Here is a 19,221-nt window from a genome sequence, read left to right as displayed (position 1 = left end):
GCGTATTATTGAAGAGTTGACGGCTGTATCCCGCCATTAAAATGACAGGGATTAGCCTTAGACGCTCCTAAAGTAATCGTTTCGATTCTCGTGTGTGTGAAATGTGGTTTTTATTTACTCGCGAGCAACCGGAATAATATTACCGTATAATAATATATATAAGTTTTTTATAAGGCGGATTTGCCCATTTTGAGATATATCTGGGGGATACCAGACAGGATCAAACAATTTTCTTCTTTCCATTTAAGAAAAAGAGTGAGAATTCTTCAGATTACTTTTCTTCTCTCTTTCATAACAAAGCTAATATCCTCACGTATCCATACTTAATTAAGAGCTAATCTGGGGGTATGAAGGATTCTACCGCTTGATGAAGACGAGGCGTTAGAGATAGGGATGACTTCGGTAGATGAAAAAAACGAAGCCAGTATAGTTGAGGTCCTTTACTACCTGTCAGAACTTGCAGTAAAATATGCAAAAGAAGGACTGGAAAGTGATACTAAAAGATTAATCAAACGTATAAAAGAGATCGGAATAGCGTCAGCTCTCGCTGGATTAGAAATGGTTGTTACAAATGCCCTTCTTCTTTATTCCCCTGTTGCAAAAGAGGCTTGCAGGCAAGGGATGGAAAATGCCGTTGTCAATATAGCTCTTGCTATTGGTGAAATCGGAAAGACGGCAGGGGGACAGAAAATGGAGGTTCCCGCAAAGATTGCAGCTTCCTGCCTTGGAGAAATGGGAAATACTGCAGCCTTCACAAGAACCCGAAAAGAAACAATAGCAGTCATTTTCGCTCTAGGGGAAATTGGAAAAAGTGTAACAAATCAAAGCCTGGGGGATGCCGCAAATTGCACAGTGGCTTTACTTGGGGAAACGGGGAAAATTGCGGCAAGCCAGAACTTCGAAGATGCAGCATTAAACGCCGAACTTCTGTTGCAGGAAATAGGGACCGGGGCAATTGAAAAAAACCTTAAAGAAACTGCTGACACAAGTGTGCGTTTACTCGGGGATATTGGGAGGACTGCCGACAGGCAGGGACTTGAAAGGGTACTACTTCAGGCAGCTTATTCTCTTGAAACCATCAAGTTTGATGCCCAGGACCGCTATCTTGTGAGTGCATCTATTATAGCCGAAGTAGCTCTCATGCATTTTGATGATTTAGGTCTCGAAAAGCTGGAAGAAAAACTGAACAAAAATTTGAGAAGAAAGAGAAAGTTTCCTGATATTGATTGAGGAATTTTTTTCGAATCCTTTAAAGGAACAGTCCGGGCAAAAACTCAATGAGTACCTGAACTAAGTATCATCTTGAACTACGCATCATCTGCTTCTATATAGAAGAGGCTTGAATGCCGGCAAGACTGTCTGACATTGAGATGTTTTTCCGGATATAAGAAAATTGGGGTAATCCAAATGTCTATTTTAAACGAAGCCAGAGCAATAGACCTTGGCTTAAGCTCGGTTAAGGATAATGATGAACTGGGTGTACTGAGATCCATAGATTTTTTAACTGAACAGGGAACGAAATACATAAATAAAGGGCTTGAGCCCGATGCGAAAAGGGCCATAATCAGCATAAGAGACATTGGAAATGCAGCTGCCCTTCAAAAAATGGAACTTGGGGTTTTAATTTCCCTCATTTCCCTGGGGAGGATGGCTGAGGCCGCAAGAGAACAGAAAATGTCCGATACGGGTTTCAGTATAATTTACTCTCTCCATGCAGTAGGAAAGTCCGCAGTTGGACAGGAAATGGAAGCGGCAGTCAGGATCGCAGTTGCTTACCTCGGAGAGATTGCAAGCTCCGCGTCCCTTCACCAGATGAAAAGAGAATCTCTCGTATCTTCTCTTGCGATAGGAGATATAGGAAAAGAAACATCCAGGCAAAAGATCTCCAGGGTTCCGGAGAACGGAGGCCTTCTTTCTCCTGCATCAGGCATACTTCAGTCTCTCCCTCTGGCCAGGGATGAGCCATTCTTCTCTGATGAACTTCAGGGTACTCTGGGCTTCCTTATGGAACACAGGGGAGATATCTATTCTCTCCAGCATATGCCTGTTTCTTCTGAACCCCAGTTTATTAATGCCGATTTCAGAAATTTCGAAAATATTATTATAAAGGCTGCTGATGCACTTGGAACGATGATGCTTGAGCCAAAAGAAAAGTTTCTGGTAAGTTATATGCTTGTAGCAAAACTTTCTATTGAAACCTTTAATGGTTCTGAGTACCTACACGAAGCCGAATCTTTTGAATGAGTGAGTTTGACTGAAAAGGCCCAACATTCAATAATAATTTCTTTACTTTGGCATGAAAGTACGTGAATATTTGTTTATCACATACTTTCATGCCAAATAGTAAGAAGTAGAAATATGTAAAATATGGCTAAAACTGAATTGCAGAATACCTACTAGTTTAAAATTGAACGGACTAGTTAAAATAAAGCAAAATTGACTGTTTTTTGTTTCAGTCCGCCCTTTGTTAATTCAACCTTCAGAGCGCCTCTTTTTGTGGTGCCTATGTAATCCACCAGATCGACATCGGCAAACTGAATCCATTCATCCCATGTTTCTTTTGGCTTCGCAGGTGGCTGTATACCAGTGCGTTCAAATTCTGCCCGCCTTTTCAGAAACTCTTCTTGCTTCTTTTGCTGCATTTCTGAGTAACTCGACATCCGGGTGATCTTCCGGGCGTCCAAATTCAAGTCATAGCCGTAGTGTCATGGCAATTTAATTACTGGGCTTTAATGCTTAGACAATACATCATCCGTAGTCCCTTTCTTAATTCCGAGGACATAGAACTAAATTTTCTAGACAGTAGTACACTCTTTTGGCATATTTCACAAGATATAGCGCGCCTTTTTTGGTCAGCCTGTACTTGTAGGCTTTTGTACCTTTGTCTGGTTTCAGCCTGCGGGAATATCCACACTCTTTTTTTCTATAATTGCGCATCAATCTGCTCACATTGCCTGCCGGGATGCCAGGTGTATCGGCAATCTCCCGGCAGGTTATTGTGCCATCGGGATCGCGAAAAACCGCAAACATCATGCGAAGTTTCAAGGCATTAGTCTTAGGATATTTTTGAACATAGTCAATAGATAGATCCATAAACCATAGTTATTTTTTGCTAAATGTATAAAATTCTCAAAAGCAATATATAGTTATAGGATTGCACTATCAAAACCTACAAATCATTAGACTTAAGAATAAGCATAGAAAAAGATAGGGTAATTTATTCGATCCAGACAATGATATAAATTACAAATTTCCCTCTCAGTCATGTTGTTTCATTGAAAAAGCCGCAATCTGATTATCTAAGCTCTACATCACTTTTTCTTGAATTTCCGCACTCCATACATGCAGGTCAAGCTCCCCAATAATCCGAAACCTGGAGTAGAGTTATTTTTGCTCGATTCATTTCCGTTTGAGCTATTAACAGTATCAGATTCAGAGTTATTTTTGTTTGAATTATTAAGTTCGGCAACGTTTATTTCTTCAGATGATAAATTAGTTTCTTCGACTCCTATATCTTCAGTTGAACTGGAGGTTGCCCCTGTACTTTGGGCAGTCATATCAGAATCCATAAAAGGCACAATTACAACCCTAGTAGGATAGATTCCTGCATTCACCGTAGCCGTAACAGTGTCTGTGTCTGTGTCAATTACGGATACATTGTCGCTTTCGCCATTTGCCACATATACCTTTTTTCCGTCCGGTGTGACTGCAATTCCCATTGGCCATTCTCCTACAGGCACTCTGGCTGTGATGGTATTTGTTTTTGTATTAATTACAGTGACGCTTTTATTGTAGAAGTTTCCCAAATATACCTTATTTCCATCTGGACTGATTACAATTTCATGAGAAGAAGTTCCTACAGGCACGGTGGCTATTACAGTATCTGCGGCTGTGTCAATTACAGAAACAGTGTTATTGTTAGCTACATATACTTTATTTCCATCAGAAGTGACTGCAACACGACTAGGTAAGCTTCCTACAGGCACAGTGGTTATTACAGTATCCGTGGCTGTGTCAATTACAGAGACAGTGTTGCTGTCATAGTTAGGTACGTATACCTTTTTTCCGTCCGGTGTGACTACACCTTCATAAGGACTGTCTCCTACAGATATATTGGCTGTAATTTTGTTTGTAGCTGCATCAATTGCATAAATAGTGTTGTTGAAAGTGTTTGTAGCGTAGATTTTTTTCCCATCCGGTGTAAATGCAATACTATAAGTACTCGGCCCCACAATAATCGGTGCCATTAAAGTGTTTGTCGCTGTGTTAATTACAGAGATATCGGTGTTGTCGCGCTGCTTCGTCACATAAACTCTTGTTCCTGCAGGATTAACTGTAACTCCCGAAGGATAACTACTTCCTAGATTCACTTTGGCACTAACTGTATTTGTGGCTATGTCAATTACATAGACAGTAGAGACGACCATAGGTGAGTCTGCCACATATAACTTTGTTCCTGCAGGGTTGACTGCAACTCCTACAGGCCACCCTCCTCCAAGAGGTACTCTGGCTGTAACATTGTTAGTTGCTGTGTCAATTACAGCGACACTAGGAGTAGGAACAGTACCATTATAATCCGTATCGTGATAATAACCTCTCTGATTATAATCTCCCAGATTTGTTACATATGCAAATGGAGCTGCACATGCTACACCAGCCAATATTAAAATCGTAAGTGAAGTTATTCCCAAAACTTTTATGAGAGTATTCTCTCGATATGTTTTATCAAATGTTATTCCGTTCATTTTAAATCCCAACTTATGGACTTATTAAAAAGCAACAACATCAGTGGCTCTCTCCTGAATTTTGTTCATGGTTTTCTAACTTTAAAATGTATAACAAACAAATCTACATTAGATACGTTTATCTTAAGGCTGATTTTTTCCAGATTGAGACTGTCCGAAAAGTCATTAATGGCATGTTGTGAAAGTTATAAGTCTATAATATTAGAGTATCCGTTCCGGTTTTGCATATTGTATCTTATAAAAGTTATAACAGGTAATCATTTTTTGGATAGGCTTTAAGACAGTCTCTTAGGTCGTGGGGTTACATGGAGGATAAAGATAATAAAACTGTACTGTAAATATATTTTCATTTTGTTCGAGCTCACTTTTTATCCTTATCGCCTCTTCTTTCGGAATCCAGTACGTCAGAGGTCCATCACTATAAAGAAAACGAATATCACACCAAACAAACTTTTTCAACTGAATATCATGTTTATCTAAAGTCTCTAAAAAACTTTTATAGTAAATGGCTTTTTCAGGCACCTTAATTATATAATAATTTCCTCTTATAATGGTAGAAGCATTCCAGGTCACCATATTCTCAATTTCTTTTACAGCCGTAATTTTGTCTTTGTCCACCATTATATAATATTTATCCATAGAATTAGTATCATATGTTATTCTATAGTTCCTGGTCATGTTATAGTTTTGAAGAATGGCTTTTACTTCTGATTCAGAAGTTCCATTTTTAAATTGAATAGCCATACCAGCTACTTGCGATTCAGGATCCGGAGTAGACGTATTAGCTATAGTAGATGTATTAACTGGAGTAGATGTATTAACTGGAGTAGATGTATTAACTGGAGTAAATGTATTAATTGGAGCTTGTGTAAATAGTACCCATAAGATTAAGAAACTCAGCAAAACAATAACGACAGTAATTTCCTTTTTAATATTACTCATTTCTACCACCGCAAGTTATGATATGTTTTAGTTTTTCGGTAGTGAGGGAATCATTGATCAAATCTGAAAAAACGATCACACACTCCATATTTGAAAAAAAGGAGAGATTTTGAGGCTCTTGGTTTTCAGTAACTCCCCATACGACCAGTTTTTCATTGCTTTAAGATTACGTGGATATATGATCAAGAATATCCTCTGCGATTTTGAAAAATTTGCATTGAGGATTTAGATAAACTTCAATTTTTGGTTGGTTATATAAGAGCGTCTAATCAACCATTGAAACCAAAGTTTATCAAACTCCTCTGAGGAATATTAAGAAGGCCTCACATATATACGTTTGATTTCATTCTCACCACTGCGTTCTATTTTATACTCGCCAGATCCAATAGGCTCGGGGTCAATAATATACAAGTAAACTAATGAACCAGATGATAAGTATCCTCTACATACTCTAAAATGCCCTTTAATAAGACTGAAAAAAGGCCTATTGTTGTTAATTTCACCAATAGCGGTCATAGGATTAAGTGTAGTATCTATAACTGTGCCCCGCTGCCCTAGTCCCCCCTGTTGCTGAGTATAGTAACAATAATCTCTAGCGTCGCTATCTGAAATCCCTCCATTCAGATTATTATGGTCATGCCATCCTTGAAAATCATAAATGTAATTTTGGGTCCGATATATGTTACATATGTATTTACCAATCATTTGACAACTTGCTGGACCACAGTAAACGCTATTTTCTTGTCCATATTTGGGAACAGGAAGTGTTATACCACTTGCTTTTGGTGTTACTGCATCGCCACTGAGTTTTTCAATATTTTCTTCCGTGACTGCCGCATTAATATTAATTCCCTTATTAGCCGCTGCTTGTTCTATAGATTTTGTGAGTTGATCACTTTTCTCCCATTCCTTTAAATTCTCTTCCACTCCATTCTCCAATTTCATCTCATACATTGACCAAACACCAGGCTCGGTTTCAGTTGCAGGTTTATCTTGTACTTCATCAAGGGTGTATGCGTCTACAAATATTCTGGATTCATCTCCTGACTTGTCCTTTACCACAGTCATCGCCCCTATTTTAGGATAACTGTATACAACCATATTGGTTGATTTTATTTCTCCAGTTGGGTAATTTTTATTGGCGATTTCTTTTGACTTCTTCACGGCTTCAGCCGCTTTATAGGGTACAGGATCAAATGTAATGTCGTTGAATGAATGTCCCAGCGTTTTATCGGCATAAATGTCAATCGTACCTATCAATTTTTTTTCTTTATAGACTGAGAATTGATAAAATAATTTCTGACCATTTATGTCATAAAGCTCAACTGGTTTGGGGTCAATAGATGCCCCTGTCCAGTTTTCAAAGCCTGGTACATCGGCTGCTATGAAACTTATCATGTTCGCATTGGCATGCTTAAAAGCTTCCTCAGCAGTTACAGAATAATCTTTTTCTTCCTGTGCACTTACTGCCGGTATTAACACCATACCAACCAGCAGTGTTGCTAAAACAAGTATACTTACTCCAATTTTATTACGGTTCATACTTTAATCTCCTGTGTATCTTATACCCAGGAGGCAGGATCAGCAAGTTTAAATACACGCAAAGCTAACATAAATCATGCCTCTTAGGGCGTATTTTATGGAGTTCGGGTTATTGGGAAAGTACTTTTGAACTCCATAAACTCCTCATAGTCGACTCCTTATAAGCTTTCCGACCATTCCATCGAACTATCCGTTTTTCATACTTGTTTTGAATCTGAAATTATTTCTTGACCTTTGATTGTTTGATAGTATGGAGAGAAGATACATATATGAGGACATTGCCCTAACTTATATTCAAGCGTTTGTATCAAATAGAAATTATCCTAACTTAGAGCAATCTAAATCGACGTGTTGTCGAACCTTATTAATCTTGGACTGGCGTGCGATTATAGGCTTTTCTAGTTACGTACAGCCTCATGGCAAAGAGATCTTGCCTACCCTCCTATGGTTCGCCATCCTCTCCGGGGCTGTAAATCACTCCACATTGTAAAGTTGACAGGCTCCGCACAAAAACAGCCTATGAACTTCATCACATTATTACATTTAGCCCCTTCTTTACTTCGTTACCCCTAGAAGGCTTGTAATTCCTTCCTTTCTTTAATGCCGTAATTTACTGTTATCCCCACTAAATTTGCCGAAAGGCATTATACCCGTGCCTCCCTGCGCATTATGTGCGCATACATATTGGGTACCTTGGATGTTTACAGGCTCATGGATTGAAAACTATACTATATACCAACACAATACCAACACAACCCACAGAACAGCCTAAAACCCACCAAAAAACTTGCAAATAAGCTCAAAAATTAACCTATGTAGAAAATATGGAAAGCAATAAGAACCTATATGATTTGATAGTCTAACTTATTAAAAGAGTTTTTTTCTGAAACCGCTATCTTATGCACACACAAATTCACACGCGCGTGTTATGTGCTTATAGACAACCAGTTAAAAACAGATACTTAGCAAAATCTTCTTAATCTATTCCTAACTTAACAAGTATCCAGTAGGCAAAAAACCCAAAGAGAAAAAAATCCAACTAATGATATTGTTATTAATGGATAATCATGTACTCCATTTTTAGTTATAGCTTCTCCGAGTTTTTGTGATAAAACTTGCGCAAGTAAGGTCATAGCGATAACCGTAAAAACTGGAATTAAAATCCTTAATATCTGTTTTCTGTCCATGTTATCACTAAATTAGGCACACTGCCATTTATGCAATTTTTCCTCGAAAAGAGGAAAAATTGTAGCCTTTAACATTTTAATTTTAATTTATTTTTACGCAAAAGATCTGTTTTTCTGAAACTTTGAAGGCGGTTTTTATTCTCTATGAAAAGATGTTGTTCAGGTTCCCCGACAGACATATACCTTTTGTGCTTCTTAAAGAAGCATCTCCATTACAAAATCGCAACACTAATAATCTCCTTATTTCATAGAGTAAGCCAGGTAATATCACCCTGTAGAGTTATATCCCGCTGAATAGTTTTATGCTGTATAGTGGTCTTAAGTGACATAAAAAGTATAACAATGATTGTATAAATATGCAGGAAAGCAGGCTTGGCACCTGAATACTATACCTGAATACTATACTACATACTATAGACTGATTAATATATAGACTTATAAAGAGGGGCAAAAATAATGATAACATTAAACGAGGCAGAGGCAGTCGACATAGGTTTATCTTCAGTTGAGGAAAAAAATGAGAGCAAAGTTTTCCAGGCCCTGGATTCCCTTACAGGGATTGCAGAAGATTTCCTCTCTGAAAATGAAGAGGCAGATGCCGGGAGGGTTATTCTCTCAATTTCGGATATCGCACAGGCAGCTGTACAGGAAGGAATGGAACTTGTTACGATCAACTCAATCCTTGCCCTCGGGAAACTGGCAAAAATAGCAGCAAAAAAAGGATACGGAACCGTTCTGAACAGGACAATGGTAGAAACAGGAAAGCTGGGGAGAACAGCAGCTTCAAATTCGCTTGAAGCAGGTTCAAAGGTAGCTGCTACTACCATGATGGAAATCTGGAACCTTTCCTCTCCTGAGAAGAAAGATCAGGAAGAAATTGTTGCTTTTTCCCTGCTCTTAAGAGATATCGGGTCTGCTGCTGCAGTGCAGGGTATGGAAGACGCTTTGCTTAACGCAATAACCTGTCTTGGAGAGGTCGGAAAAAAGGTAGCCTCAGAAAGCCTTGAGGACGAAACTATCAGCACCATTCTGCTGCTTGAGGAAATAGGTAAGCTTGCTGCAGAAAAATACTTTGACAAGGCGCTGAGTTCAGTAGCCCTTTCGATTGAAGATACAGGAAAGCTTTCTTTGAAGAACAAGCTTCATGAGGCTGCACTCCAGAGCCAGTGGGCGCTTGAAACCTTAAAAGTACAGGCTGAAGAAAAAGTCCTGACCAATTCTCCTATTGTTACGGAAATGGCTCTTGACAGCTTTAAATTCCCAGGAGTCACGGAAACCGGTGAAAACACCGGGAAACTTCAGGAGATAAAGGAGCTGCAGAAAAAGGTTTATTCAAGCCTATAATTAGGAAGAGCCCCTTAAATACCACTTTTTATATTTTCTTTTTTTTCTTTTCTTTTCTTTTCTTTTCTTTTCTTTTCATTTCTTTTCATTTCATTTCATTTCATTTCATTTCATTTCTTTTCTTTTTTTAACTTATTTTGTATTCCCTTTATGAGTTCATATCATTTCAAATCAAATATTATTAAACAAGATTTTTATTCCAATTCCTGTTTTTGCAGTCCGGCTTTTAATTTAATGAATATATACCAGTAAAATACGAAACAGTAATAACCTGTGGGTTCATAAATTATAATAACGGCTTGAAACTGGAGGCTAAATTTGCTTTTAACAGAAGAAATCCTTCTGCTTGAGCCTGGGCTTGAGGCGGTTAGGGCTCGAGAAGAGGCTCGGCTTTTCAGGGTAATAGATGAACTGGGTGAGCTTGGGATGAGATTTTATTCAGGTCGGCTCTCGCAGGGGGTAACAGGCGAGACAATCGCGTGCATAAAATCCCTGGGGATGGCTGCGGCTGAGGAAAATATGACAGATGGCGTTCTTAACGCGGCAGCTTCCCTCGGGCTGATCGGGCAGGAAGCAGCAAGAAACGGGGCTAATGAAGCAGTGCTGGAGACTGCTCTTGCTCTAAAAGCTCTGGGGGAAAAAACAGCTGATATGGAAACGATTTTTTCTCTTCGGCTGATAGCTATCTCCCTTAAAGAAGTCGGAAAAGAGGCGGTCAGGCAGGGAATGGAAAAGGAAGCTATAAAAAGCCAGTTTTGTTTAAAGGAACTCCATAATTCTTGCATAGGCTCGGAAAATGAATTTGAAACCTTCAATGAAGATTTTTTTTCTTTAATCAGGGATATTGGAAGGTGCGCTGCAGATGCGGGTCTTGAAAAAGCTGCAATAAATGCCGCAGCCCTGATGGAAGATTTTTAATTTACTCTAAAAGGTCTTGTCTAGATGCTGTAAAAGCAACTCTTTATTCGTTTTTAATCCGGACTAAATCCAGAGGATACTCCTTTCGTTTTTAATGCCTATCCAATATTATTCTTTAGATCCCGATACACTAATAATTTAGTCTGAGAGGGGAAAGGTAAGGAGTTGAACCCTTTCCCCTGCCATGGAGGTTGTGTTGTTTTTACTCACACGGGGAAATATTTCAGAACCCCGGATGAGTTTTTTATTCGTATGATATATATTATGCAAGAAATGTATTTAACTCTTTTCCTTTAATAACAATGTTAGACTGTTTGGATTAATTAGTCCGATACCTTTTTAGAGAACCGAATAGATAAACCATATATAAAAATCAATGACTCTATAAAATCATTTATATACAAAATAAAGTTATTACCTCACTTTTAAATAAATATTCGGTCTTTTATTAGTCGGCCAATACAATTTGGAATATCCGTAAAGGCACCTCATGTCTTTTGTCCTGCGCTTTGCAGAGCTGAAGCCGGCCTTCCACTTGACGAGGGAACAACCTAAGCTTTGGATTATGTTTTATTGAGGCTTCAAAAAGTTTTTTACTTGATTTTCAGGATTACATACATCTCTTTTTATCATAAAGACCTGAAAACTCTCTATAAATTTCCAAAAATATAGGAAGACTAATATCAGAGTATACCGATATAAATAATTTAATTATTAAAACCGGTATTTATAACAGGATTTGACTGGAAAGGGGTTTAAACATGTTCTCACTGAACGAACAAAAAGCTATTGAACTTGGAGAATCTGGAGAAAAAGCTGTAAGGGAACAAAACGAATATGACGCGCTCCAGTATATTGAGTACCTTCGGGAATTCAGCGAAGAGCTGATAATGGCAAACCTGGAGACAGATTTAAAAAGGGCTATAATCTCACTTCGGAATATAGGTAATAAAGCCGTCCAGAAGAAGCTTGATACCGTTGCAGCTAATACGATACAGGTCCTTAAAAACCTTGCAGAACCTGCGCTTGAGAAAAACCTTTCAAATGCCATGTGGTCTTTTTCAAAAGCTGTGCAGGAGATAGGGAAAGGGGCAGTGCAGTTTCAGATGCTTGAACCTGCAAAAAATGCAGTGGAGGCACTCGAGGCTATAGGATCAGGAGCCGTTGCAAAGAGAATGGAAGTTGTAACCCTCTGGACTACCCTGGTACTTGAGGAGATGAGTTACCTGGCAGACAGGCAGCAGCTCGAAGACCTCAGCAACATGGCAAAAACTGCAAGAGAAGGAATTATAAAGGCCTCGGAGGAAGGGAAGTTCGTTACAAGGGAACAGATCGAAAAGTATCCTCAGCTTATCGCCCAGACAGTAGGTGAATTCGCAGAACTTCAGAACCTTCAGCCCGCAGGTTACGAAGGCAGGCCCAATGAGGAATTCACAGAAGATGAATTTTTCGAAGAAGAAGCTGAGGAAGAAGAAAGTGAAGGCGAGGCAGAAGAACCTGAAGCCGGAGCTTCTGAAAAGGAAAAATAATAACTACGTTGGTTAGACTACCAGTGGGTTAGCAAAGTTATAAGCTAACAGAATTATCAGCTAACAGAATTATCAGCTAACAGAATTATCAGCTAAATAAATACAAGTCCGAAAGAAAAATTTAGGGCTGTTTTAAACAGCCTGCTGTCTTTTTTTAAAGTTCCTCGAAATTTCCAGAAATCTTTCTATTATTTTTAATCCTTCGGGAGTAAGCACGGACTCAGGGTGGAATTGCAGGCCGTAGATAGGATATTCTGCGTGTTCGACTGCCATGATGGTCCCGTCTTCTGCTCGTGCAGTAACCTTTATTCCGGGAGCCGGTTTCTCTATCTCAAGTGAATGGTAACGGCCTGCTTCAAATTGCTCTTTAAGTGTTGTAAAGAGCGCCGATTCCATGTGCAGGACCCTTGAACTTTTTCCGTGTACCGGCCCCACTTTACTTCTCCTGACAGGTCCCCCAAAGGCTACATTGATTGCCTGGTGCCCCAGACAAACTCCCAGAAGAGGGATTTCCCTGCCCATTTCCCTGATGATCTCCAGGCAGTTTCCTATATCCTTCGGGTCCGAAGGGTTTCCGGGTCCGGGAGAAATTACCAGGGCATCAGGCTTTATTTCTCTGAGTTCTTCTAAGGTTACTGTGTTGGGAAGGACCAGGGTATCTTTTTCAAAATACGAAATATAGTCTACCAGGTTCCACACAAAGGAGTCCTTGTTGTTAATGAAAACAATCTTCACCTGAAAACACCTCCTGAAGCTTTTTCTCCCGGATATTTACTTCCCGGAGTTATTTTCCCTGAAATCTCCCTCATTAAATGTATTTCCATATATCTCATCTCAAATTTTCATATATCTCAAATTTTCATATATCTCAAATTTTCATATATCTCAAATTTTCATATATCTCAAATTTTCATATATCTCAAACTTTCATATATTTCATCTCAGAGTTCTCCGCCGATAGCCGCAAGCATTGCTGCCATCTTTCGCTCGGTCTCCCTGAACTCATATGCGGGATCGGAATCGGCAACAATGCCTGCTCCTGCCTGCACTGAAGCCTTTTTGCCCTGTACAAGCACGGTCCGGATAACGATTGCAAAATCAGCATCCCCGTTCCAGCTGTAGTACCCAACCCCACCGCCGTAGATTCCTCTTGGAGTTGTTTCAAGTTCGGAAATAATCTCCATTGCGCGGATTTTCGGAGCCCCTGAAAGCGTCCCTGCCGGAAATACTGCCCTGAAAGCGTCGAACTGGTCACACTCGGGCCTCAGGGTTCCCGAAACCGTACTTTCTATGTGCTGGACATGGGAATACTTCAGGACTTTCATGAAGTCGGAAACCTTTACCGAGCCGCTTTCCGAAACCATCCGGACATCGTTTCGTCCGAGGTCAACAAGCATTACATGTTCTGCTCTTTCCTTCTCGTCGTTGAGCATGTGTGAAGCCAGGGCTTCATCTTCAGCTTCGGACGTTCCCCTCGGACAGGTGCCTGCAATGGGATTTATTATAACAGTGCTTTTGTGTACGGTCAGCAGGGTCTCAGGGCTTGCCCCTACAATTGCAAGGTCTCCAAACTCAAAGATATACATATAAGGGCTGGGGTTGATTGCCCGGAGCTGCATGTAAAGCTCAAACGAAGACTGCTCCAGTTCGAACTCGCATTCCCTGGAAAGGACTACCTGGAAAATATCCCCTGCAAAAATATGTTCTTTCGCCTGGAGTACGGACTCCTCAAATCCCGCCTGGTCAACGCTGCAGACCTGTACGCATGGACCTGATGCCGTCGATGGGCTCGAAACTTTTGCTCCTGAAACAATTGCCTTTTCGGTTGATGCTTTTGCTATATCTTCCGGCAGGTGAGCTCCCTTAATTCTGGAGCAGAGTCTTTCTGCCTCTGAAAGCGCTTCTTCGTACACTTTTCCTGCATCCGACCCCGGGCTTACAAAGGGGGTGACAACTATGTAGACCTCTTCAGTCAGGTGGTCGAAGACAAAACTTTTTGAAACGAGCAGGTACTGAAGTTCGGGGATGTCGGACTCAAAGCCTTTCTCGACCCCAAGCCAGCTGTCATAGATTGCATCGTACGCTGTATAGCCGATAGCCCCTCCCAGGAAGGTCTGCCTCTCAAAACGTCTGGAATTAAAAAGTTCTATCCCGTTTGCCGGAGGAAAAGCCAGGCGAAGGGCATCGAAAACATCTTTTCCCTCTGGAATTGCAGCTGTAAACTTTTCCGGACCTTCATTTGTCTTCGCTTCTTTATTCTCTGCTTCTTTTTTCTTCGCTTCTTTATTCTCTGCGGTTTCCGGTCCGCAGACTTCCTCCATCTTTGCGCAGATCGCTTCAAAGAGAGGAGAAGCTTTTGGGTTAAGGAGCTCAAGGGAAATTTTTCGGTCACTTATTTTCAGCACGGCATCGGGGTCGTTTCCAACAAAGGAGTACCTCGCCCTGCTTTCCTGTTTTTCAACGGACTCCAGCAGGTAGGAGTAGCCTGTTGTCCCTGAAACCCGCAGGGCCCCGTAAAGTTCGAGGGGAGAGTAGGCAGGGGAACAGCCAGCCTCAACTTTTGCAAAGAGCTGGACAAGGCCCGGCTTTTCGAGCCCGGAGACAAGTTCCAGAAATTCATCTTTTCCAAGGTCAAAGGAAAGCATCGGTACACCTCACTTCTTCAATAAACTTCCTTATTTTCACAGCATCTTTTTTTCCGCAGGTCTCTACCCCTGAAGCCGTGTCCACAGCATAGGGGGAAACTGCCCTGATAGCTTCCTGCACGTTTTCGGGTTTGAGCCCGCCGGCAAGGATCAGGGGAAGTTCTGTTTCTTCTGCAATTCTCCGGCTCAGGTCCCAGTCATGAACAAAGCCTGTACCGCCAGCTTTTCCGGCAACCCCTGAGTCCAGAAGCACGCTGTCAACAGCTCCGCTTTCTTCCAGCTCGCGGACCTCTTCAAGAAGTCGCTTTACAAGAACCTGGAGTTTGGAAGCTCCCCGCCCGGCAGGCACAGAAAGGGTTTTTATGATAGGGATGTCTGCTTTTTCCCTTATGATTTCAAGTTCTATAAGGGACATATTGGAGTGGATCTGCACTATGTCCGGCCTTACTTTATCGATAAGTTCCAGGGCGCAGGTGGAATTTTCAGGCATTATGACCATTACCGAATCAAGGAATTTCGGAACTTTTGAGACAAGGGCAGCAGCGGTATCCGAATCGAGTTTCCGTGGGCTTTCCACAGGGACTTCCGTGATAAAACCCACGGCATCGGCTCCGTAGAAGGCTGCAAGTTCTATATCTTCAGGACTGCGGATTCCGCAGATTTTTACCCGGGTTTTCGGACTTGTTTTCATGCCCTTTCCCCGGAAGCCGGGCTTAACACAGATGCGTCGGAAGAGGCAAGAAGCGCTTCTCCCGAGCGAGATCCCTCTTTTTTGCCCTGCCTGGAAATTTCTGCAGTGAAATTCCGGAACTGGTTGAACTTGACCATTACTTTCCCGCTGTCAATCGCATCTTCGGCGATGGGGATTGCCTGCCGGATTGAGCCCACTATCCCGCTCACATACAGGGCTGCAGCTGCATTTAAGATAACAAGATCCCTCTTGGGCCCTTTCTGTCCCTTAAAGATGCAGAGGAGGTCACGGGCATTTTCTTTCGGGGAGCCCCCTTTGATTTCGTCGGGCTTTGCCCGCAGCATGCCGAGAGCTTCAGGAGTCAGAGTGTATGTGGAAACTTTTCCGTCCTTTAATTCGGCAACGTAGGTCTCGCCCACGTTTGAGATCTCATCCATCCCGTCTCCGTTCACCACAAGAGCGTGTTCGGCCCCGAGCTCAGCAAGAGCAGAAGCTATAGGCTCACAGAGGCTTTTATCAAAAACTCCTACGACCTGCCCTTTTGCTCCTGCCGGATTGGTCAGGGGCCCAAGGATATTGAAAACCGTCCTTACCCCAAGCTTTTTCCTGACTCCTGCAACCCGCTTCATGGCAGGGTGGAAAACCGGGGCAAACATGAACCCTATACCTATCTCTTCTATTGTCTTCCTGACCAGTTCCGGGGCAAGATCCACTTTGATCCCGAGGGCTTCAAGCACATCCGAACTTCCGGACATTGAGGTGGCGGCCCTGTTTCCGTGTTTGGCTACAGGGACTCCGACTGCTGCAGTCACAATTGCAGCTGCTGTTGAGACATTGATGGTGTTAAGCCCGTCTCCTCCTGTCCCGACGACGTCCACAAGCCTGAAAGGAACGTCCGGCCGGATCATATTGGCGACTTTCTTCATTCCCTTTACAAAGCCTGTGATTTCTTCGGGTTTTTCCCCTTTTGTCTTGAGGGCGAGCAGAAATTTCCCTATCTCCTCGTCCCCTGCTGTGCTCAGAATCTCGCCCAGTGCGGCTTCGGCTTCTTCTGAACTCAGATCGCAGCCTTCTTCCAATTTTTTAATATATACTTTCATTCCCTGCATTCTTCTGCCCCCTCTGAAATTCCTGTTTTAATTTGCTTCAAGTAGGCCGGATTTGAGTTCCCTCACGAGGGCTTCCAGCTTTTCGTTTACATCTTTCCCTTCTTCGATGATCCTGACAAAAGCCGAGCCGACAATTACAGCGTCTGCTCCAGCTTTTCTGACTTCTGCAGCCTGCTTTCCGGTTGAGATCCCAAAGCCCACAGCTTTCGGAATATCGGTTTTTACCCTGGAAAGCAATTCTTTTGTGGAACCTGAAACATCCGCCCTGGTTCCCGTAACCCCAAGCCTTGAAACCAGGTAGATGAAGCCCGAGCCTCTCTGCAGTATCTTCAGGATTCTTGCATCGGTCGTTGTAGGTGCGACCAGAAAGATCAGGTCAAGTCCGTGTTTCTCACAGCTATTCTTCAGGTCAGCTGCTTCTTCTACCGGGATATCGGGTATGATCAGTCCGCTTATTCCTGCTTCTGCGGCATGGGCTACGAATTTTTCCACTCCGTACCTGAACACCGGATTGTAATAGGTCATGCACACAAGAGGAACTTCAACCTCAAGGGCTCTGACAAGTTCGAAGTAACCTTCAATATCCATGCCGGCTGCAAGTGCCCTCTGTCCTGCTGCCTGGATGGTTGGCCCGTCAGCCACGGGGTCTGAAAAAGGGAAACCAAGTTCGATAATATCCGCGCCCCCTTTTGCCAGGGCTTTTACAACCCCGGTGGTTGCTTCTGCGGAGGGGTCTCCTGCCATCACATAGCCGATAAGGGCTCCTTCTTTTTTCTCCCTGAGTTCGCTGAATTTTTCTGAAATTTTTTGCCTTCTACTTTGCCTTCTAAGTTCAGTTTCCATTTGCCTTTCCATTTTAGATCCCTCTCTTCAGGCTCAGGACGGTTTCCAGGTCCTTGTCCCCTCTTCCAGAAAGGTTTACAACCACAAACTCTCCAAGTTCCCCGGATTCGGCGGCTTTTTTAAGGTAGGCAAGGGCATGTGAGGATTCAAGGGCAGGAATGATTCCTTCGAGCCGGCTCAGTTCGTGGAAAGCTTCAAGCGCTTCATCATCTGTGACATAGCGGGCTGTAACCCTGCCGCTCTCTGAAAGGTAAGCCAGTTCCGGGCCTACTCCTGAGTAGTCAAGCCCTGCTGATATGGATTCGGACTCAAGGATCTGCCCGTTTTTGTCCTGCAGTACCTTTGTCCTGGCCCCGTGCAGGATTCCTTCTTCTCCGGCACAGAGAGAAGCTGAGTGGAGAGCTGCTTTTTCCGTACACTTCAGGGCTTTTCCCCCGGCTTCTACGGCAATCAGCTTTACCTCCCTGTCTTCGACAAAGGGATGGAAACTCCCCATGGCATTGCTCCCGCCGCCTGCACAGGCGATGATAGAGTCAGGCAGCCTGCCTTCTTTTTCCATTGCCTGCTCCTTTATTTCACGCCCGATCACGCTCTGGAAATCCCTTACGATCATCGGGTAGGGATGGGGGCCGACCACTGAACCGATCAGGTAGTGGGTGTTTCCTATGTTGGTGACCCAGTCCCGCATCGCCTCGTTGATTGCATCTTTGAGGGTTTTTGAGCCGGTTTGTACGGCTTTTACCTCGGTCCCCATGAGTTCCATTCTGTATGCGTTCATCTGCTGGCGTTTGACGTCTTTTGCCCCCATGTAGACGATAGTCTCAAACCCGAGAGTCGCTCCCACCATGGCAGTTGCAGTTCCATGCTGCCCGGCACCGGTTTCGGCGATCAGCCTGGTCTTTCCCATGAACTTTGCAAGCAGGGCCTGTCCGAGAGCATTGTTGAGCTTGTGGGCACCCCCATGCACCAGGTCTTCCCGCTTGAGATAGATCTTTGTCCCGTATTTCTTGCTCAGGTTCCGGGCAAAGTAAAGAGGAGTTTCCCTGCCCCCAAAGTCCCTGAGGTAATGTTCAAGTTCTGCAAGGAATTCAGGGTCGTTTTTGTACTTCTCATACCCCGCTTCCAGCTCTTCCAGGGCCGGCATGAGGACTTCGGGTACGTACTGCCCTCCGAATTTCCCGTACTTTCCTTTTACCTGAGATTCTGAAACTTCAGTTCCTGTCAATTTGATTACTCCCTTGTATCGTGATTCCTGATCTTGTGATTCCTGATTTGTGATTCCTGATTTGTGATTCCTGATTTATGATTCCTGATTTGTGATTCCTGATTTGTGATTCCTGATTTGTGATTCCTGATTTGTGATTCCTGATTTGTGATTCCTGATTTGTGATTCCTGATTTGTGATTCCTGATCTCGTGATTTGTGATTTTATGAAACAGAATTATGACCTTAGTTTTGAAATGAAAGCGGATTTTTCAACCTTATTTCCACAGGCCGAAAGTTCCTGAAAGTCAAGGAAAAGCAGTTGTTAACGCCAGCAAAAGCTCTGGACAAATTCTTTAGTTTTCTCAAAAACTGAGTCACTTTCCATAAGAGAAGACCCTATAAGCACAGCATCTGCCCCTGCCTGCATCACGCGCCTGGCATCTTCGGGACTGTTCATCCCGCTCTCGCTTATAATGATATGGCTCTGTCTCTTATACACATCTGACGCTGCCGACGAATA

The 19,221-nt window shown here is 42.6% G+C and carries 16 protein-coding genes and 1 pseudogene; 5 read left to right on the top strand and 12 right to left on the bottom strand.

Features of this window, described 5'->3' with window-relative positions:
• The first annotated feature begins 393 nt into the window (after nucleotides 1-393).
• Nucleotides 394-1,230: a hypothetical protein gene (locus EO92_RS14620; protein ID WP_048133394.1), complete on the top strand. Its 837-nt coding sequence runs from the start codon at nucleotides 394-396 to the stop codon at nucleotides 1,228-1,230.
• A gap of 177 nt (nucleotides 1,231-1,407) precedes the next feature.
• On the top strand, nucleotides 1,408-2,244 hold the full coding sequence (locus EO92_RS14615) for a hypothetical protein (RefSeq protein WP_048172661.1): 837 nt from the start codon (nucleotides 1,408-1,410) through the stop codon (nucleotides 2,242-2,244).
• 176 nt (nucleotides 2,245-2,420) lie between these two features.
• Here EO92_RS14615 and EO92_RS14610 read toward each other — a convergent pair whose 3' ends face one another.
• The 5 genes from EO92_RS14610 to EO92_RS14590 all read right to left on the bottom strand — a co-directional run bounded on the left by EO92_RS14610 (nucleotide 2,421) and on the right by EO92_RS14590 (nucleotide 7,229).
• Complete coding sequence (locus EO92_RS14610) at nucleotides 2,421-2,642, bottom strand: hypothetical protein (RefSeq protein ID WP_156165846.1); 222 nt, start codon at nucleotides 2,640-2,642, stop codon at nucleotides 2,421-2,423.
• A gap of 124 nt (nucleotides 2,643-2,766) precedes the next feature.
• A complete protein-coding gene (locus tag EO92_RS14605) occupies nucleotides 2,767-3,093 on the bottom strand; it encodes a hypothetical protein (protein ID WP_048172657.1) in 327 nt (108 codons plus the stop codon).
• 218 nt (nucleotides 3,094-3,311) lie between these two features.
• Nucleotides 3,312-4,745: a beta-propeller fold lactonase family protein gene (locus tag EO92_RS14600; protein ID WP_048172655.1), complete on the bottom strand. Its 1,434-nt coding sequence runs from the start codon at nucleotides 4,743-4,745 to the stop codon at nucleotides 3,312-3,314.
• A gap of 288 nt (nucleotides 4,746-5,033) precedes the next feature.
• Nucleotides 5,034-5,696, bottom strand: a complete 663-nt coding sequence (locus EO92_RS14595; RefSeq protein WP_052734379.1) for a UPF0228 family protein — start codon at nucleotides 5,694-5,696, stop codon at nucleotides 5,034-5,036.
• A 303-nt stretch (nucleotides 5,697-5,999) separates the two neighbouring features.
• Entirely contained in the window at nucleotides 6,000-7,229 is a 1,230-nt protein-coding gene (locus EO92_RS14590) for a C39 family peptidase (protein ID WP_048172653.1), read from the bottom strand.
• 1,643 nt (nucleotides 7,230-8,872) lie between these two features.
• Between EO92_RS14590 and EO92_RS14585 the strand changes: the two genes are divergently transcribed.
• The 3 genes from EO92_RS14585 to EO92_RS14575 all read left to right on the top strand — a co-directional run bounded on the left by EO92_RS14585 (nucleotide 8,873) and on the right by EO92_RS14575 (nucleotide 12,207).
• Nucleotides 8,873-9,760: a hypothetical protein gene (locus EO92_RS14585; protein WP_048172650.1), complete on the top strand. Its 888-nt coding sequence runs from the start codon at nucleotides 8,873-8,875 to the stop codon at nucleotides 9,758-9,760.
• A 318-nt stretch (nucleotides 9,761-10,078) separates the two neighbouring features.
• Entirely contained in the window at nucleotides 10,079-10,678 is a 600-nt protein-coding gene (locus tag EO92_RS14580) for a hypothetical protein (RefSeq protein ID WP_048172648.1), read from the top strand.
• Nucleotides 10,679-11,439: 761 nt separating this feature from the next.
• Nucleotides 11,440-12,207: a hypothetical protein gene (locus tag EO92_RS14575; RefSeq protein ID WP_048172646.1), complete on the top strand. Its 768-nt coding sequence runs from the start codon at nucleotides 11,440-11,442 to the stop codon at nucleotides 12,205-12,207.
• 132 nt (nucleotides 12,208-12,339) lie between these two features.
• Here EO92_RS14575 and EO92_RS14570 read toward each other — a convergent pair whose 3' ends face one another.
• From EO92_RS14570 to EO92_RS14540, 7 genes and pseudogenes are all read right to left on the bottom strand, one after another.
• Nucleotides 12,340-12,942: an aminodeoxychorismate/anthranilate synthase component II gene (locus EO92_RS14570; protein WP_200896785.1), complete on the bottom strand. Its 603-nt coding sequence runs from the start codon at nucleotides 12,940-12,942 to the stop codon at nucleotides 12,340-12,342.
• Between the two features lie 206 nt (nucleotides 12,943-13,148).
• Complete coding sequence (gene trpE, locus EO92_RS14565) at nucleotides 13,149-14,852, bottom strand: anthranilate synthase component I (RefSeq protein ID WP_048172641.1); 1,704 nt, start codon at nucleotides 14,850-14,852, stop codon at nucleotides 13,149-13,151.
• Nucleotides 14,839-15,543: a phosphoribosylanthranilate isomerase gene (locus EO92_RS14560; RefSeq protein ID WP_048172639.1), complete on the bottom strand. Its 705-nt coding sequence runs from the start codon at nucleotides 15,541-15,543 to the stop codon at nucleotides 14,839-14,841. The genes trpE and EO92_RS14560 overlap by 14 nt, the downstream gene beginning before the upstream one ends.
• Nucleotides 15,540-16,652: an anthranilate phosphoribosyltransferase gene (gene trpD / locus EO92_RS14555; RefSeq protein ID WP_082108186.1), complete on the bottom strand. Its 1,113-nt coding sequence runs from the start codon at nucleotides 16,650-16,652 to the stop codon at nucleotides 15,540-15,542. Before trpD ends, EO92_RS14560 begins: the two co-directional genes overlap by 4 nt.
• 27 nt (nucleotides 16,653-16,679) lie before the next feature.
• Nucleotides 16,680-17,495 carry a tryptophan synthase subunit alpha gene (trpA, locus tag EO92_RS14550; RefSeq protein ID WP_048172663.1) on the bottom strand — a complete coding sequence of 272 codons (816 nt, stop codon included), beginning with the start codon at nucleotides 17,493-17,495 and terminating at the stop codon, nucleotides 16,680-16,682.
• 13 nt (nucleotides 17,496-17,508) lie between these two features.
• The gene (gene trpB / locus EO92_RS14545; RefSeq protein ID WP_048172636.1) at nucleotides 17,509-18,720 is read right to left on the bottom strand and encodes a tryptophan synthase subunit beta; all 1,212 of its coding nucleotides are present in this window, start codon (nucleotides 18,718-18,720) and stop codon (nucleotides 17,509-17,511) included.
• A gap of 303 nt (nucleotides 18,721-19,023) precedes the next feature.
• Nucleotides 19,024-19,221: pseudogene (locus EO92_RS14540) on the bottom strand (indole-3-glycerol-phosphate synthase); the annotation flags it as partial.

It is taken from the genome of Methanosarcina sp. 2.H.A.1B.4, assembly GCF_000979385.1.
In the GTDB taxonomy this organism is placed as follows: Archaea; Halobacteriota; Methanosarcinia; order Methanosarcinales; family Methanosarcinaceae; genus Methanosarcina.
Note: the sequence above shows the minus strand (reverse complement) of the source record. Positions and strands in the feature narration are given on the sequence as shown.

Bases quoted from the DNA above. Each gene is read 5' to 3' on its own strand.
- EO92_RS14615 (WP_048172661.1), top strand. From the start codon at position 1,408: ATGTCTATTTTAAACGAAGCCAGAGCAATAGACCTTGGCTTAAGCTCG.
- trpA (WP_048172663.1), bottom strand. From the start codon at position 17,495: ATGGAAACTGAACTTAGAAGGCAAAGTAGAAGGCAAAAAATTTCAGAA.
- EO92_RS14590 (WP_048172653.1), bottom strand. From the start codon at position 7,229: ATGAACCGTAATAAAATTGGAGTAAGTATACTTGTTTTAGCAACACTG.
- trpD (WP_082108186.1), bottom strand. From the start codon at position 16,652: ATGCAGGGAATGAAAGTATATATTAAAAAATTGGAAGAAGGCTGCGAT.
- EO92_RS14620 (WP_048133394.1), top strand. From the start codon at position 394: ATGACTTCGGTAGATGAAAAAAACGAAGCCAGTATAGTTGAGGTCCTT.
- trpE (WP_048172641.1), bottom strand. From the start codon at position 14,852: ATGCTTTCCTTTGACCTTGGAAAAGATGAATTTCTGGAACTTGTCTCC.
- EO92_RS14585 (WP_048172650.1), top strand. From the start codon at position 8,873: ATGATAACATTAAACGAGGCAGAGGCAGTCGACATAGGTTTATCTTCA.
- EO92_RS14560 (WP_048172639.1), bottom strand. From the start codon at position 15,543: ATGAAAACAAGTCCGAAAACCCGGGTAAAAATCTGCGGAATCCGCAGT.
- EO92_RS14575 (WP_048172646.1), top strand. From the start codon at position 11,440: ATGTTCTCACTGAACGAACAAAAAGCTATTGAACTTGGAGAATCTGGA.
- EO92_RS14605 (WP_048172657.1), bottom strand. From the start codon at position 3,093: ATGGATCTATCTATTGACTATGTTCAAAAATATCCTAAGACTAATGCC.
- EO92_RS14610 (WP_156165846.1), bottom strand. From the start codon at position 2,642: ATGCAGCAAAAGAAGCAAGAAGAGTTTCTGAAAAGGCGGGCAGAATTT.
- EO92_RS14600 (WP_048172655.1), bottom strand. From the start codon at position 4,745: ATGAACGGAATAACATTTGATAAAACATATCGAGAGAATACTCTCATA.